This window comes from Streptomyces sp. NBC_00203 (assembly GCF_045206325.1).
Taxonomy (GTDB): domain Bacteria; phylum Actinomycetota; class Actinomycetes; order Streptomycetales; family Streptomycetaceae; genus Streptomyces; species Streptomyces lutosisoli.
In genome coordinates this window covers 8011861-8026632 of record NZ_CP108126.1, presented here as the reverse complement: position 1 = coordinate 8026632, position 14772 = coordinate 8011861, and the positions used below count along the sequence as shown (strand labels likewise).

Below are 14772 nucleotides of genomic sequence, written 5' to 3'. Positions count from 1 at the left end.
GGGCGCCGCGGCACCCGGCGTTCAGGGGCGCCTCTTCCGTCGGACTGGACTTCCTGGTAACGGCAGGACCACCTTCACGGGCAACACCGAGGCGATACTGGGGACATGGACGATCTTGCGGGCTTCCTGCGGACCCGGCGTTCCCGGGTCGACCCGGCAGCCGTCGGCATCCCCACCGACAGCCGCCGCCGGGTCGAAGGGCTGCGCCGCGAAGAGGTCGCACACCTGTCCGGAGTCAGCGTCGACTACTACGTACGCCTGGAGCAGGGCCGCGCGACCCAGCCCTCCGAGCAGGTCCTCGACGCGCTCGCCCGCGTTCTCGGCCTCGACGAGACCGAACGCGGGCACCTCTACCGGCTCGCCCGGCAGCGCCGACGCCGCGCGAAGGCGCCGGGCGGGCGGGTCCGGCCGGAGCTGCTGCGCATCCTCGACCTGGTCGCCGACGCACCCGCGCTGATCATGGACCACCGACTGGACGTGCTCGCCGGGAACCGCCTCGCCGGGCTCCTCTACGGCCGGCCGATGCCGGGCCTGAACACCGCCCGGCACCTCTTCCTCGAGGAGGCCGAGCGCGGCCTTTACCTGGACTGGGAGAAATGCACCCTCGACGTGGTCGGGCACCTGCGCCTGGCCGCCGGCAAATACCCCGAGGATCCCCGCCTGGCCTCGCTCATCGGCGAGCTGGCGATGGGCAGCGAGCGCTTCCGCCGCCTCTGGGCCCGCGCGGACGTGCGCGCCCGCACACATGGACGCAAGGCGTACCGGCACCCGCTGGTCGGACAACTGGAACTGCACCAGGAGAACTTCGCGCTACCGGACGAATCAAGCATGGAGCTGCTGGTGCTGTCCGCGGCCCCCGGCAGTCCCGCCGAGGACGGGCTGCGCCTGCTCGCGGGCCTGGGCGCGGACAGCGGTGACGCGCATCCCACGGTGAACGCTCAGAACGCTCAGGTCCGCGAGCAACTCAACGACGCCCACCCACCGCCGGAAACGCCTCACCACTAGTACGCCCAACTGCTGGTACGCCCTACTGCGGTGCCTGGAAGCCGCCGATCCTCTGCTCCAGCAACTCGGCCAGCCGCAGCGGGGTGCGGTCCTCGAACATCGGACCGATGAGCTGCACTCCCACCGGCAGACCCTCGGGGGACCGGCCCGCTGGTACGGCGGTGGCGGGCAGGCCGGGCATGGTGGGCAGACCGGCCCAGACGAGCTGGTCGAGGTACGAGTACTCGACGCCGTCGATGTCGATCCGGCGATTCATCAAGTCGGGGTTGTGGTCGTGCGGGAACGCGGGGGTGGGCGTGATGGGACACACCACGGCGTCGAACTCGGCGAAGAACTGCCGCCAGCCGTGGCGGTGGAGCTCGCGACGGCTGTTCGCCTCGATCCAGTCGCGGTGGGTGAACACCATGGCGCGCAGCCGCGTCGCATCGAGACTCCGGTCGTCCGCGCTCAGTCCGGCGGCGAGGGTCTGCAACTGCTCGTACGTCTCGACGGGAAAACGCGCGACGGAGCTCGAGATCAGCAACTGCGTGTAGACCATCGCGGCTTCGGTCAGATCAGGCAGCAGCGGACTGTGCCGTTCGACGCGGGCGCCGCCGTCGGCAAGCGCGTCGGCCACCCGGTTCACGCCCGCCCGCACAGCGGCCCCGGTCGGAATGAGCGGATGCGTGTCGAGGACCAGGACCCGGAAGTCGCCGAGCCGCTCGTGGCGCGCGGGCGGCAGCGTCAACTCGTGCGCCACACCGAGCGTCAGCGGGTCCGGTCCGGCCATGACGTCGAGCAGGAGCGCCAGGTCGCGGGCGGTGCGCGCCATCGGACCGACGACGGCGAGGTCAAGGTCGGTCGGCAGTGCCGGCGCGGGCGGCGGGACCATACCGCGGTGCGCCGCCAGCCCGAGTGTCGGCTTGTGTGCGTAGACACCGCAGAAGTGTGCGGGGGTGCGCAACGAACCGCCGATGTCGGAGCCGATGGACAGCGCGCCGAATCCGGACGCCAGGGCCGCCGCCGATCCGCCGGAGGATCCGCCCGGCGTGCGACCGTGATCCCACGGGTTCCTGGTGGTGCCGTAGATCTCGTTGAAGCTCTGCACATCTTGCAGCCCCAAGGGCACATTGGTCTTGCCGAGCACCACCGCGCCCGCGGCCTTGAGCCGCGACACCTGCACCGCGTCCTCGGCCGGCATGTAGTCCCGGTGTTGCGGCATGCCCCAGGTCGTGGGCAGCCCGGCGATGTTGTAGGACTCCTTGACCGTCACCGGAATGCCGAGCAGCGGCCGGTCCTCACCGCGGGCGCGCGCCTGGTCGGCACCGCGCGCGGCGGCCCGTGCACGGTCGAAGTCCGGCACACAGATCGCGTTGATCTCCTTGTCGTCCCGCTCGATACGGGCGATCGCCTCGTCGGTCAGTTCCGCCGAGGTCACCTCACCGGCACGCAACACAGCCGCGAGTTCTTCGGCCGACTGAAAATTCCAATCCATGAATCCGACCGTACCGACCTCTCGGACAGGCCATGAAATGCCGCTTCGCACAACGGTTTTGATGTCGCCATGCTCATCAACGCGTAACAACGGGGGCGGACGCGGGCGCGGGTTGGGGAACATCGCGCATGTGGCGGAGCGGGGAGAAGAACACGAACCAGCCGGCCGCCCAGGAACCGATGAACGCCAGCCAGAGCACGGGCCGCACCCCGATCAGTGTGCCGAGTACCCCGCCGAGGATGCTGCCGAGCGGCAGCGTGCCCCACACGACCCAGCGCACGGCCGCGTTCATCCGGCCCATCAGCTCAGGCGGTGTCACCGACTGCCGGTAGCTGAGCTGTGCGACGTTGTAGACCATCCCGGCGAAGTACGCGATGCCCCAGCCCAGCGGGAACAGCAGTACCCCCCAGCCCGGCCAGGCGGCCGCCGCGACGACCTGCGGCGCGCTGAACACCAGCATCGACATCCAGATGATCCGTGCCGAGCCGATCTTCCTGGCGAGCCGGCCGGCGAACACTCCCCCGGCGATCCCGCCGACGGCCGCGCCCGCCATGACCAGCCCGGTCAGTCCGGGACGCACATGCAGCACCCGGACGAGGAAGATCATCGCCAGCGCCGAACTCATGCCGTTGAACAGGTTCGCGGTGCCCGTGCACGCCACGACCCTCCGCAATATCTTGTGCCCGACGACGAATCTCAGTCCCTCGGCGATCTGACTCCGCAGCGTCTCGTCCGCCCGCCGCGCGGGCGGCGGCTCCTCGCGCGCCCTGATTCCGCATATGGAGACGACCGAGACCAGGTAGGAGATCGCGTCGGCCGTCATCGCCCCCGCGGCGCCGAACACCGCCACCAGTCCCCCGCCCAGGCCGGGGCCCCCGAGCTGTGCGAACGCCTGGGTGGTCCCCAGCTTGCCGTTGGCGTCCATCCGGAGATCGGCGCGGATCAGCGACGGCACATAGCTCTGGTAGGAGACGTCGAAGAACACCGTGCACACGCCGGCTGTCACGGCGACGAGGTAGAGCTGCGTCATCGTCAGGGTGCCGAGGGCAGCCACTACCGGGACCGAGCCGATGACCAGCAGGCGGAGAATGTTGCAGATGATCATGATGGAACGTTTGGAGCCGCGGTCCACGAGCGCCCCCGCGGGCAGCGCGATCAGCGCGAACGCCGCCGTGGTGGCGGCGGCCAGCAGCCCGACCTCGAACGTGCTCGCGTCGAGCGCGACGACAGCGACCAGCGGCAGTGCGATCTGGGTGACCGCCGATCCCATCTCACTGACCGTCTGGCCACTCCACAGCAGCATGAAATCCCGCTGACGCCACAGGCTCGGACCATCGGTCTCCGCCCCGACATCCTGCGGATCCTTCGCCACTTCCGCCACAGCACCCACTCCGCTCTCAGACCTACGGCCCGGACCATGCCGCCGATCACCAACACGCCGACATGATGCTCTCGGTTCTCTCCGACCTCTCCCGGCGTCTCGATCGAGCACCGATGCCAGAACCCGGAACTCACCCTCGTCACCCCGCTGTTCCTCATCCAGGTTCCTCATCTGGGCATTCGGTCTGACCTTTGATATGTTTCAGCGATACCGAAGCTGCGGAGGGGTCCATGCTGTGGACTTTGAGCTGAGCGAAGACCAGGAGACCATCCGCAAGGCCGTCGCCGGCCTCTTGCGCGAGTTCGACGACCGGTACTGGATGGAGAAGGACCGGGAGCACGCGTTTCCCGAGGAGTTCTACGCCGCCGTCGCGAACGGCGGCTGGCTCGGCATCACCATTCCCGAGGAGTACGGCGGCCATGGGCTCGGTATCACCGAGGCCTCGCTGCTGCTGGAGGAAGTCGCGCGGTCCGGTGGCGGAATGAACGCCGCCAGCGCCATTCACATGTCGATCTTCGGAATGCACCCCGTCGTGGTGCACGGCTCCGAAGAACTCAAACGCCGGACGCTGCCGCGTATCGCCACCGGCGATCTCCACGTCTGTTTCGGGGTGACCGAGCCGGGAGCCGGACTGGACACCACGAGCATCACCACCTTCGCGCGGCGGGACGGCGACACCTATGTCGTCAACGGCCGCAAGGTGTGGATCTCCAAGGCCATGGAGTCCGAGAAGATCCTTCTCCTGACGCGCACCTCGAAGATCGGTGACGTCGCCAAGAGGACCGACGGAATGACGCTCTTCCTCACCGATCTGGACCGGAGCCGGATCGACGTCCGGCCCATCCCGAAGATGGGGCGCAACGCCATCACCTCGAACGAACTCTTCATCGACGACCTGCGCGTCCCGGTCGAGGACCGCGTCGGCGAAGAGGGCCAGGGGTTCCGGTATCTCCTCGACGGCCTGAATCCGGAACGCATGCTGATCGCCGCGGAGGCACTCGGGCTCGGCAGAGTGGCACTGGACAAGGCCGTCGCCTACGCCAATGAGCGCGTGGTGTTCGGCAGGCCGATCGGCATGAACCAAGCCGTGCAGTTCCCCCTCGCGGACTCGCTGACCCGCCTCGACGCGGCCGAACTGATGCTGCGCAAGGCGACCTGGCTCTACGACAACGGCCGGCCCTGCGGACGCGAGGCGAACACCGCCAAGTACCTCTGCGCGGACGCCGGGTTCACCGCCACGGACCGCGCGCTGCAGACACACGGCGGAATGGGCTACTCCGAGGAGTACAACGTCGCCCGCTATTTCCGCGAGGCCCGTCTGATGCGCATCGCACCGATCAGTCAGGAAATGATCCTGAACTATCTGGGATCACACACTTTGGGAATGCCGAGGAGTTACTGATGGCCGACCATTCCGGGCTGTTCGATCTCACGGGACGATCGGCGTTGGTCACGGGAGCCGCGGGCGGTATCGGCTCGGCGGTCGCCGAGGCGCTCGCCAGGGCCGGAGCCGCAGTCCTCGTGACCGATGTCGACGGGGCGGCGGCCGCCGCCGTCGCCGAAAAGATCTCCGCCACCGGCGTACGGGCGGACAGTGCCGCCCTGGACGTACGGAACCGGGCGGCCGCCGACGCCGCGGCGGCACGGGCGGCCGAACTCACCGGCGGGACCCTGCACATCCTCGTCAACAACGCCGGTGCCGTCGCACCGGACATGTTCGAGAACCTCCAGGAGGAGGCCTTCCGCCGCATGCTCGACGTGCATGTGGTGGGCGCCTTCCACTGCGCGCAGGCGGCCCTGCCGTTCCTGCCGGCCGACGGCACGGGGCGGATCATCAACGTCACGTCGTCGGCCGGCATCGTCGGCACGCTCGGGCAGGTCAACTACTCCGCCGCCAAGGCCGGCATCATCGGCCTGACGAAGTCGCTGGCGCGCGAACTGGCGCGCAGGCAGATCAAGGTGAACGCGCTGGCACCGCTGGCCGCGACCCCGATGACGGAGACCATCCGCACCCACAAGAAGTTCGCGGAGGCGATGCTCGCGCGGATCCCGCTGGGGCGGTGGGCCGAGCCCGAGGAGATCGCCGGGGCCTTCGTCTTCCTGGCGTCGGACGCCGCGTCCTTCATCACCGGTCAGGTACTGCCGGTGGACGGGGGAATGGTCATGTGAAACCCGGGGTGACCATGGGCGCGCGTACCATTCCCGATGATTGAAATGGTTCGGCCAAAGTGGTCAGCCCTGCCGGAGGCCGGGCGCACGACTCAGGGGTACGAGAGATGTCCGGTAGGTCCCATGTCGGCTAGGTCCCATCCGCACTTCGACGCGCTGACCGTTCCGAAGGCCTCGGACGTGCTGGCGTCGGAGGTGCGCGAGCGCATTCTCTCCGGCGAGTTCACCGAGGGCATGGCATTGCCGCCGGAGCGCCAACTGGTCGAGCAGACCGGGCTGAGCCGGGCGACGGTGCGGGAGGCGCTGCGGATCCTGGAGGTCGAGAAGCTCCTCCAGATCAGGCCGGGGCGGGGCGGCGGCGCCTTCGTGCACCGGCCCAATCGCGAATCCGTGGCCAGTACGGTGCAGTTGGTCATCCGGGGGCAGCGGATCCGGCTCGAAGCGCTGCACGAGACGCGCGAGGCGATCGAGCCGACCTGCGCGGCACTGGCGGCGCAGCGCCGCTCGGAGAAGGACCTCGCCGAGTTGGACGCCGCACAGGTCGACCTTGTCGAGGCCGGCGACGACATCCCGCGGTTCCTGCGGGCCAACATCCGCTGGCACAGCGCCGTGGCGCGGGCCAGCGAGAACGAACTCCTCATCGGGTTCATGAGCGCGCTGTCGCAGTCGATCTACGCCGCCACGAACCTCGAACAGTTCATGGACGCGGAGATCCGCGAGGTCACCGCCCGCGCGCACGCGAAGATCACCGAGGCGATCCGCGAGCGGGACGGCGCGGCGGCTATGCGGCGTATGGCGCGGCATGTGTGCGGCTTCGCGGACGCGGCCGCGCGGGTCGACCGGCGGGATCAGGTGGAGCTGTCGGGGCCGCCCGGCGAGTGAGCATCACCCGGGCCCGCATGTAAGTCCGGGCTCGAACGGTCCAGGCCCACATCCAGCCCGAGCCCGAACGAGAACGCCATATTCACATCACGCGAACGCCACTCTTCACTTTTGGTCTGACCTTAAATAGGATCCCGCGGTGGAGAGGGGGTCCCATGGGCGAGCCGAATCCCGTCCTGACCGTGGTGGCCGACGGTGACGTCCGCGTCGTCACGTTGAACAGGCCCGAGCGGCTGAACGGCGTTTCCGAGGAGCTCCACCAGCGGCTGGCCGAGGTCTGGCGCGAGCTCGCGGCGGATCCGAAGGCGCGGGCCGTCGTACTGACCGGCGCGGGCCGTGCGTTCAGCGCGGGCGGCGACTTCGACCATCTGCGACGGCACCACACCGATCCGGACCTGCGGGAGCGCTCCATCCGGCTCGACCGGGCCATCCAGACGGAGATGATCCGGTTCCCGCTGCCCGTTGTCGCGGCGGTCAACGGCCCCGCGGTCGGGCTGGGTTGCAGCCTGGCGCTGGCCTGCGATCTGGTGCTGATGGCCGAGGACGCGTACCTCGCGGATCCCCATGTCTCGGTCGGTCTGGTCGCGGGCGACGGCGGTGTGTCCCTCTGGCCTCTGCTCACGAGCCTGCTCCGCGTGAAGGAGTACCTCTTCACCGGAGACCGCATTCCCGCCGCCACGGCGGTCCAACTGGGCCTGGCCAACCGCACGGTCCCCGCCGCGGACCTCCAGCGCGAGGCCCTCGCCCTGGCCGGACGGCTGGCGGCACAGCCCGCGGAGGCGCTGCGCGCCACCAAGGCGGCGCTCGCCGTGCTGGTGGAGCAGGTGTCGCGGGGCGCCATGGAAGCGGCCCTCATGGCCGAGCGGGCCACCATGACCAGCCCGGACCACATACGGATCATCGACGAGCTGGCGTCCGGAGCCCGCCGGCGGTCGACGGCACCATCCGCGGGCACAGAGGCCAGCCCGGCCACCGCGGCCGGGGAGGACTGACCGTGGAGGCCGAGGAGTTCCTGCTGGTGCGCGATCTGTTCCGCTCGTTCGCCGGGCGCTTCCGCATCGGCTCGGCCGACGAAGTGAAGCCATCGGCGCGAGCGGCCGCGCAGCAGGCGCTCGTGGAGCTGGGCCTCGGCGAACTGCGTCGCTCCACACCGCCGGCCGCGACCGTCCAGGAGTGCGCCCTGCTCGCGGAGGAGCACGGGAGGCAGCCGCTCACCACTTCCCTGCTGGGGACGGTTCTCCTCGCCCCGGAACTCCTCCGCATTGTGGGCGCCGAGCGGCGATCGGACAGCGGCACCACTCCGACGGTCGCGCTCGCCCGCGATCTGCGGTTCCCTCCGGCGGGCACCTCCGAACTGGTCGCCTGGGACTGCGAGGGAGCGGACAGCGCGCTCTGCGTCACCTCCGACGGGGCCGTCACACGCGCCGAGTTGGGGCCCCGAGCACCGAGCGCGGACCTCCTGCGCGGCATCCGGACCGTGGGGTCCCCGCAGCGGATCATCGGACGGCTCGACGCACCGGAGCTTCAGCACTGGCAGGCGTACGCGCTCGTCATGGTGAGCGGTGAACTCGTGGGCGCGGCCCGGGAGTTCGTCGAGCAGAGCGTCGCGTACGCCCGTGAGCGCCGGCAGTACGGGCAGGCCATCGGGGAGTTCCAGGCGGTCCAGCATCTGCTCGCGGACGCGACGGTCGCCCTGGAAGCCTGCGTAAGCGCCACCCGGTATGCCGCCTGGTGCCTCGACAACGAACCCCCGGGCCGCGCCCTGACGGCCGCGCGCGTCGCGAAGGCCGAGGTGAACCGGTCGACCGTGGAGGCGGTCCAGGCCGGTATGCAGGTCTTCGGCGGCATCGCCCAGACCTGGGAGCACATCGCGCACCTCTACCTCCGCAAGGTCCTGCTGGGCGCCACGGTCCTGGCGACCACCGCCGACCTGCTGGTGCCCCTGGCCGAACCGGAGGTCACACGATGACGGACACCCCCGACACCCCCCTGGACTTCGGAGACCCCGCCGACCTGGACCGGCTGCGCCGGGACTTCCGTGCCTGGCTGGCCGGACACCCACTTCCCGAGCGCCAGTCGGACGAGCCACTGCCCGTCTTCCTGCACCGATGGCACCGGCAGCTGCACTCCGGCGGCTGGGTCGGCCTCGACGTTCCCGAGCGCTACGGCGGGCGGGGCCTGAGCGCGCTGCACCAGGTCACGATCAGCGACGAACTCGGGGCCTGCCACGCTCCGGGCATCCCCCGCATCGGCTATCTCGCCCACGCGCTCCTGGAGTTCGCGGACGAGGACCAGCGCCGGCGGTGGCTGCCGCGGATGCTCGCCGGGGACGACGTCTGGTGCCAGGGGTTCAGCGAGCCGGGGGCCGGGTCGGACCTCGCCGGGATGAGCACGCTCGCGACCCGCCACGACGGCCACTACAGCGTCCGAGGGCAGAAGCTCTGGACCAGCTACGCGCAGTACTCCGGCCTCTGTCTGCTGCTGGCCAGGACGGACCGGGGGGCGCCCGCGCACCGGTCGATCACCGCGTTCGCCCTGCCCCTCGACCGTCCGGGCGTGACCGTACGGCCGTTGCGGGCGATGAACGGCGACGACGAGTTCTGCGAGCTGTTCCTCGACGACGTCCGGATCGAGGAGTCCGAGCGGATCGGCGCCGAGGGCGACGGCTGGCCGCTGGCGATGACGACGGTGTCGTACGAGCGCAACGCACTCGACACCGGCCACATCTCGAAGTACGGGCTGCTCGTCGAGCGTCTTCGGCGCGTCGCCCGGGACCGTCGGGGCGAGCTCCCGGACGGGCTGCTCTCCGAGATCGGGCGGTGCTTCGTCGACTACGAGGTCCTCGTCGCGCACGCCCGGCGCCGGACCGCCGAACGGCTCGCCGGGCAGGCCGCAGGGCCCGAGTCGTCCATCGACAAACTCCTGATGACCCGGACCGAACAACGGCTCTACGAGACGGCGCTCAAGGTGTTTCCCGGGGAACTCCACGAAGAGGGCGGGGAACTCTTCGGGGACTACCTCTATTCCAGAGCCGCGTCCGTGTACGGCGGGACCTCGCAGATCCAGCGGAACATCATCGCGAAACGCGTCCTGCACCTGCCGTCACTCTCGAAACCCCCCAACCCTGGAGCGATGTGATGCGCTACGACGACACCTTCCTGAGCATTCCGCACGCCATCAGGATCGCCTCCAGGAGTTTCGGCGACGACACCGCGCTGATCGACGGATCCCGGAGGTGGAGTTTCCGCGAGCTGGAGCGGCAGATGGCCGAGGCGGTGAAAGCAACTGTCGCGCTGGGGGTCGAGCCGGGCGACCGGGTCGGGCTGTGCGCGCCCAACTCGGCGGAGTGGATTTTCGCCGCGCTGGGCATTCAGGGGGCCGGGGGCGTGATCGTGCCCCTGAATACACGGTTCAAGGCGGCGGAAATCTCGTACATTCTGCGGAAATCCGGCGCCAAGGCTCTGATCGCCTCGCCTTTCCTGGGCAACGACTACATCGCCGAGCTGACGAAGACCGACCCCGGACTGCCGGCCCTGCGCAAGACGGTGTCGATTCCCTCGTGGCCGGAATTCCTCCTGGGCGGCCAGGGTGTCTCCACCTCCCTGGTGCACGACCTCATCGGCCGGCTGACCCCGGACGACGTCTCCGACGTGATGTTCACGTCCGGAACCACCGGTCACCCCAAGGGGGTCGTCCTGACGCACGGCCAGTCGCTGCGCGCGTACGGCTGGATGGCCGAGGAATACACCTTCGCCCGTTCCGACAGTTTTCTGATCATTCCGCCGTTCTTCCATTGTTTTGGATACAAGGCGGGCTGGCTCGCCTCCCTGATGCACGGGGTGACGGTCATTCCGATGCCCGTCTTCGACGCCGGTCTCGCGCTCGACATCATCGCCAGAGAAAAGGTCAGCATTCTGCTGGGCCCGCCCACGATCTTCCAGGACCTGATCAGACACCCGGACCGCCCATCGTACGACCTGTCATCGCTGCGGGTTTCCATGACCGGCGGCACCACCATTCCGGAATCACTGATCCGCGCGATGAAGAGTGAGCTGTCCTTCGACATCGTGATGAGCGCGTACGGGCTGACCGAGTCGACCGCGCTGGTGACGACCACCCGGATCGGGGATTCCGAGGAAACCGTCGCCCGCACCACGGGACGGGTCATTCCCGATGTCGAGATAAGGATCGCCGACGATGAAATGTCCGACGCCGGGGGAAAGGGCGCTCCCCCGGGACAGGACGGGGAGGTCCTGGTCCGCGGCTACAACGTCACGCGCGGATACTGGGAGGACCCGGAGGCCACCGCCGCGGCCATCGGTCCGGAGGGCTGGCTGCGCACCGGTGACATCGGGCGGCTCGACGAGGACGGCAATCTGTCGATCGTCGACCGCAAGAAGGACATGTACATCGTCGGCGGATTCAACGCCTATCCGGCGGAGATAGAGAAGTTGCTGCTCGGGCACGAGCTGATCGAACAAGCCGCCGTCATCGGAGTTCCCGACGAACGCCTCGGCGAGGTCGGCTGCGCCTTCGTCGTCGTGAAGCCCGGCCACCACGTCACCAAGAAGGACATCGTCGAGTGGGCGCGCGAGAACATGGCGAACTTCAAGGTCCCGCGCCATGTCCGGTTCAGCGGTCAACTCCCGCGCAACGCGAGCCAGAAGGTACTCAAGGACGAGCTGCGCGCGCGGTTCGTGAGCGGGGGCTGACATGGGAACGACCGGCCCGCTGGCGGGCATCACGGTGGTGGCGTTGGAGCAGGCCGTGTCCGCTCCGATGTGCACGCGCACCCTGGGGGACTTCGGGGCCCGAGTGATCAAGGTGGAGCACCCGGAGGGCGGCGACTTCGCCCGGCACTACGACGACGTGGTGGGCGGCCTCGGGGCGCACTTCGTCTGGGCCAACCGCGGCAAGGAGTCGGTGGCGCTGGACCTGAAGACTCCGGCCGGCATGGCGGCGCTGCACCGGCTGCTCGACCGCGCCGACATCCTGGTGTCCAACCTCGCTCCCGGGGCGACGGCCAAGCTCGGCATCTCCCCGGCCGACCTGGCCGTGAGCCATCCGGAGCTCATCGCGGTGGAGATCGACGGGTACGGTGCGGGCGGCCCGCTCTCCCACAAGCGCGCCTACGACCTGCTAGTCCAGGCGGAGTCGGGAGCGTGCGCGACGACCGGCCGTCCCGGTGCGCCGGCCAAGGCCGGTCCGCCGATCGCGGACGTGTGCAGCGGCCTGTACGCCGCCTTGTCGGTCATGGCGCTGCTCCATGAGAAAGCGCGCGGTCGCAGCGACGGTCCCGCCGCGGTCGCGGTGAGTCTGTTCGACACGATGACGGAGCTGATGGGGTACTCGCTCACCTACACCCGGCACACGGGCGTCGATCAGGAGCCGGTGGGCATGGGGTCGCCCGCCGTGGCACCGTACGGGGCCTACGCCACGGCCGATGGCCACACCGTCGTCCTCGGCACCACCAACGATCGCGAATGGCAGCGGCTGGCGCGCGAGCTGCTCCACCGTCCCGACCTGGCGGACGACGCACGGTTCGCGACCAACTCGGGCCGGGTGGAGCACCGTTCCACCCTGGACGCGGAGATCGGCGCGTGGTGCGCCCGCCATGATCTGGCGCAGGTGCAGGACAGCGCGGACGCCGCCGGGATCGGGAATTCCCGGCTCAACTCCCCGAGCGACGTCCTCGCGCATCCGCAGCTGACGGCCCGCGACCGGTGGCGCCGGGTCGACACACCCGGCGGCCCGGTACCCGCTCTCCTGCCGCCCGCCGTGCTCTCCGGCTACGAGCCGCCGATGGGCGCGATCCCCGCGCTCGGCGAGCACACCGCCGCCGTACTCGCCGAGTTGGGCATCAGCGACGAAGGGGAAGTGCTGTGAGCGACCAGCCCGTTCTGCTCTCCAGCGACATCGGCGGCGTACGCACCCTGACGCTGAACCGGCCGCACCGCAAGAACGCGATCGACGAAGAGCTGTGGACCGCGCTGCGGGACGGGCTCTCGGACGCCGGACGCGATCACACCGTACGAGCGATCGTGCTGACCGGAGCCGGGGGCGCGTTCTGCTCCGGCGCCGACATCTCGAAGGGGGTGAGCAGCGCCCATCCGCTGTACCGCATGCGGACGTTGAGCGAAGTCGCCCTGCTGCTGCACGAGTTGCCGGTTCCCACGATCGCCAAGGTGAGCGGGGTCGCGGTCGGCGCGGGCTGGAATCTCGCGCTGGGCTGCGATCTGGTGGTGGCGACCCCTCAGGCGAGGTTCTCGCAGATCTTCGCGCGGCGCGGGCTGTCGCTGGACTGCGGTGGCTCGTGGCTGTTGCCGAAGCTCGTCGGACTGCAGCAGGCCAAGCGGCTCGCGCTGCTCGCCGAGACGATCGACGCCGAGGAGGCCCGGGCGCTGAACCTGGTGACGTGGGTGGTGTCCGCGAAGGAGATCGACGCCTTCGTCGCCGACCTCGGAGCACGGCTGGTGGCGGGCGCCTCGATCGCCCTCGCCCAGAACAAGGCGTTGCTGAACGAGGGCTCCGACCGCACCATGCGCGACGCGCTGGCGGGCGAGGCACGCGCCCAGGCGGTCAACTTCGCCACGGCGGACGTCCCCGAGGCGTACGCGGCGTTCGCCGAGAAACGCGAACCGACGTTCACCGGGCGCTGGGCCGCGCCGAGTGCCCGGGCCGACAACGGAGGCCGTCATGCGTGAAGCGGTGATCGTGGAAGCGGTGCGGACCGCGGTGGGGAGGCGGAACGGTGGGCTGTCCGGCATGCACGCGGCCGACCTCTCCGCCGTCGTACTGGGTGCGCTGGTCGAACGGGCCGGTGTCGATCCGGAGGTCGTCGACGATGTGATCTGGGGATGTGTGTCCCAGGTCGGCGACCAGTCCAGCAACATCGGGCGCTACGCGGTCCTCGCCGCGGGATGGCCCGAGAGCATCCCGGGAACCACGGTCAACCGGGCGTGCGGGTCGAGCCAGCAGGCGCTGGACTTCGCCGCGCACGCCGTCATGTCCGGCGAGCAGGACGTCGTCGTGGCGGGCGGCGTCGAGGTGATGAGCCGGGTCCCGCTCGGGTCCGCGCGGGCCACCGGAATGCCGTACGGGCCCCAAGTCCTCGCCCGTTACCAGGACTTCTCCTTCAACCAGGGACTGTCCGCCGAGAAGATCGCGCAGAAGTGGGGCCTCTCGCGTGCGCGGCTGGACGCGTTCTCGGCGTTCTCCCATGAGCGGGCCGCGGCGGCGCAGGACGCCGGGGTCTTCGACGCGCAGATCGTCCCGGTGGCCGCGGAGGGCACGACGGTCACGGCCGACGAGGGGATCCGGCGCGGGACCAGCGTCGGGAGTCTCTCCTCGCTGAAGCCCGCGTTCGCCGACGACGGGGTGATCCACGCGGGCAACGCCTCCCAGATCTCGGACGGAGCGGCGGCGCTGCTGGTGACGACGCCGGAGAGGGCGCGCGAGCTGGGGCTGACGCCGATCGTGCGCTACCGCGCGGGAGTGGTCACCGGAAGCGACCCGGTGCTCATGCTCACCGGTCCGATCCCGGCGACCGAGAAGGTCCTGCGGAAGGCGGGCATCGCGCTGTCCGACGTCGGGGTCTTCGAGGTCAACGAGGCGTTCGCCCCTGTGCCGTTGGCGTGGCTGGCAGAGACCGGCGCCGACCCGGCGCTGCTCAATCCGCTGGGCGGCGCCATCGCGCTGGGCCACCCGCTCGGCGCGTCGGGTGCCGTCCTGATGACCCGCATGATCCACCACATGCGTGACCGGGGGATCCGCCACGGCCTGCAGACCATGTGCGAGGGCGGCGGCACCGCCAACGCCACCCTCGTCGAACTGATCACGCCCTGAAGCCGAACCGAGCACG

Annotated in this window: 13 protein-coding genes; 11 read left to right on the top strand and 2 right to left on the bottom strand. The window is 69.8% G+C overall.

Features of this window, described 5'->3' with window-relative positions:
- The first annotated feature begins 105 nt into the window (after positions 1–105).
- Entirely contained in the window at positions 106–1005 is a 900-nt protein-coding gene (locus OG975_RS35850; protein ID WP_406333493.1) for a helix-turn-helix transcriptional regulator, read from the top strand.
- A gap of 22 nt (positions 1006–1027) precedes the next feature.
- Here the strand turns inward: OG975_RS35850 and OG975_RS35845 are convergent, their stop codons facing one another.
- Both OG975_RS35845 and OG975_RS35840 read right to left on the bottom strand, forming a co-directional pair.
- Entirely contained in the window at positions 1028–2479 is a 1452-nt protein-coding gene (locus tag OG975_RS35845; protein WP_406333491.1) for an amidase, read from the bottom strand.
- 76 nt (positions 2480–2555) lie between these two features.
- The gene (locus tag OG975_RS35840; RefSeq protein WP_406333490.1) at positions 2556–3860 is read right to left on the bottom strand and encodes an MFS transporter; all 1305 of its coding nucleotides are present in this window, start codon (positions 3858–3860) and stop codon (positions 2556–2558) included.
- A gap of 235 nt (positions 3861–4095) precedes the next feature.
- On the opposite strand from OG975_RS35840, the gene OG975_RS35835 reads away from it, so the two are divergent.
- The 10 genes from OG975_RS35835 to OG975_RS35790 all read left to right on the top strand — a co-directional run bounded on the left by OG975_RS35835 (position 4096) and on the right by OG975_RS35790 (position 14756).
- A complete protein-coding gene (locus OG975_RS35835; RefSeq protein ID WP_406333489.1) occupies positions 4096–5262 on the top strand; it encodes an acyl-CoA dehydrogenase family protein in 1167 nt (388 codons plus the stop codon).
- On the top strand, positions 5262–6029 hold the full coding sequence (locus OG975_RS35830) for an SDR family NAD(P)-dependent oxidoreductase (protein WP_406333488.1): 768 nt from the start codon (positions 5262–5264) through the stop codon (positions 6027–6029). Before OG975_RS35835 ends, OG975_RS35830 begins: the two co-directional genes overlap by 1 nt.
- 123 nt (positions 6030–6152) lie before the next feature.
- Positions 6153–6911 (top strand): FadR/GntR family transcriptional regulator, encoded by a 759-nt coding sequence (locus tag OG975_RS35825; RefSeq protein ID WP_406333487.1) that lies wholly within the window; start codon positions 6153–6155, stop codon positions 6909–6911.
- Between the two features lie 155 nt (positions 6912–7066).
- Positions 7067–7903 carry an enoyl-CoA hydratase/isomerase family protein gene (locus OG975_RS35820; protein WP_406333486.1) on the top strand — a complete coding sequence of 279 codons (837 nt, stop codon included), beginning with the start codon at positions 7067–7069 and terminating at the stop codon, positions 7901–7903.
- A gap of 2 nt (positions 7904–7905) precedes the next feature.
- Entirely contained in the window at positions 7906–8880 is a 975-nt protein-coding gene (locus tag OG975_RS35815; protein ID WP_406333485.1) for an acyl-CoA dehydrogenase family protein, read from the top strand.
- Positions 8877–10049 carry an acyl-CoA dehydrogenase family protein gene (locus OG975_RS35810; protein WP_406333483.1) on the top strand — a complete coding sequence of 391 codons (1173 nt, stop codon included), beginning with the start codon at positions 8877–8879 and terminating at the stop codon, positions 10047–10049. The genes OG975_RS35815 and OG975_RS35810 overlap by 4 nt, the downstream gene beginning before the upstream one ends.
- On the top strand, positions 10049–11623 hold the full coding sequence (locus OG975_RS35805) for an AMP-binding protein (RefSeq protein WP_406333481.1): 1575 nt from the start codon (positions 10049–10051) through the stop codon (positions 11621–11623). The genes OG975_RS35810 and OG975_RS35805 overlap by 1 nt, the downstream gene beginning before the upstream one ends.
- A gap of 1 nt (position 11624) precedes the next feature.
- Positions 11625–12797: a CaiB/BaiF CoA transferase family protein gene (locus OG975_RS35800; protein WP_406333479.1), complete on the top strand. Its 1173-nt coding sequence runs from the start codon at positions 11625–11627 to the stop codon at positions 12795–12797.
- Positions 12794–13615, top strand: coding sequence for an enoyl-CoA hydratase/isomerase family protein (locus tag OG975_RS35795; protein WP_406333478.1), 822 nt, complete (start codon positions 12794–12796; stop codon positions 13613–13615). The genes OG975_RS35800 and OG975_RS35795 overlap by 4 nt, the downstream gene beginning before the upstream one ends.
- Positions 13608–14756, top strand: coding sequence for a thiolase family protein (locus tag OG975_RS35790; RefSeq protein WP_406333477.1), 1149 nt, complete (start codon positions 13608–13610; stop codon positions 14754–14756). The genes OG975_RS35795 and OG975_RS35790 overlap by 8 nt, the downstream gene beginning before the upstream one ends.
- Positions 14757–14772: the final 16 nt, after the last annotated feature.

Excerpts from the sequence above, each read along its gene's own strand:
- OG975_RS35850 (WP_406333493.1), top strand. The coding sequence starts at position 106 with ATGGACGATCTTGCGGGCTTCCTGCGGACCCGGCGTTCCCGGGTCGAC.
- OG975_RS35845 (WP_406333491.1), bottom strand. The coding sequence starts at position 2,479 with ATGGATTGGAATTTTCAGTCGGCCGAAGAACTCGCGGCTGTGTTGCGT.
- OG975_RS35830 (WP_406333488.1), top strand. The coding sequence starts at position 5,262 with ATGGCCGACCATTCCGGGCTGTTCGATCTCACGGGACGATCGGCGTTG.
- OG975_RS35825 (WP_406333487.1), top strand. The coding sequence starts at position 6,153 with ATGTCGGCTAGGTCCCATCCGCACTTCGACGCGCTGACCGTTCCGAAG.
- OG975_RS35820 (WP_406333486.1), top strand. The coding sequence starts at position 7,067 with ATGGGCGAGCCGAATCCCGTCCTGACCGTGGTGGCCGACGGTGACGTC.
- OG975_RS35810 (WP_406333483.1), top strand. The coding sequence starts at position 8,877 with ATGACGGACACCCCCGACACCCCCCTGGACTTCGGAGACCCCGCCGAC.
- OG975_RS35805 (WP_406333481.1), top strand. The coding sequence starts at position 10,049 with ATGCGCTACGACGACACCTTCCTGAGCATTCCGCACGCCATCAGGATC.
- OG975_RS35800 (WP_406333479.1), top strand. The coding sequence starts at position 11,625 with ATGGGAACGACCGGCCCGCTGGCGGGCATCACGGTGGTGGCGTTGGAG.
- OG975_RS35790 (WP_406333477.1), top strand. The coding sequence starts at position 13,608 with ATGCGTGAAGCGGTGATCGTGGAAGCGGTGCGGACCGCGGTGGGGAGG.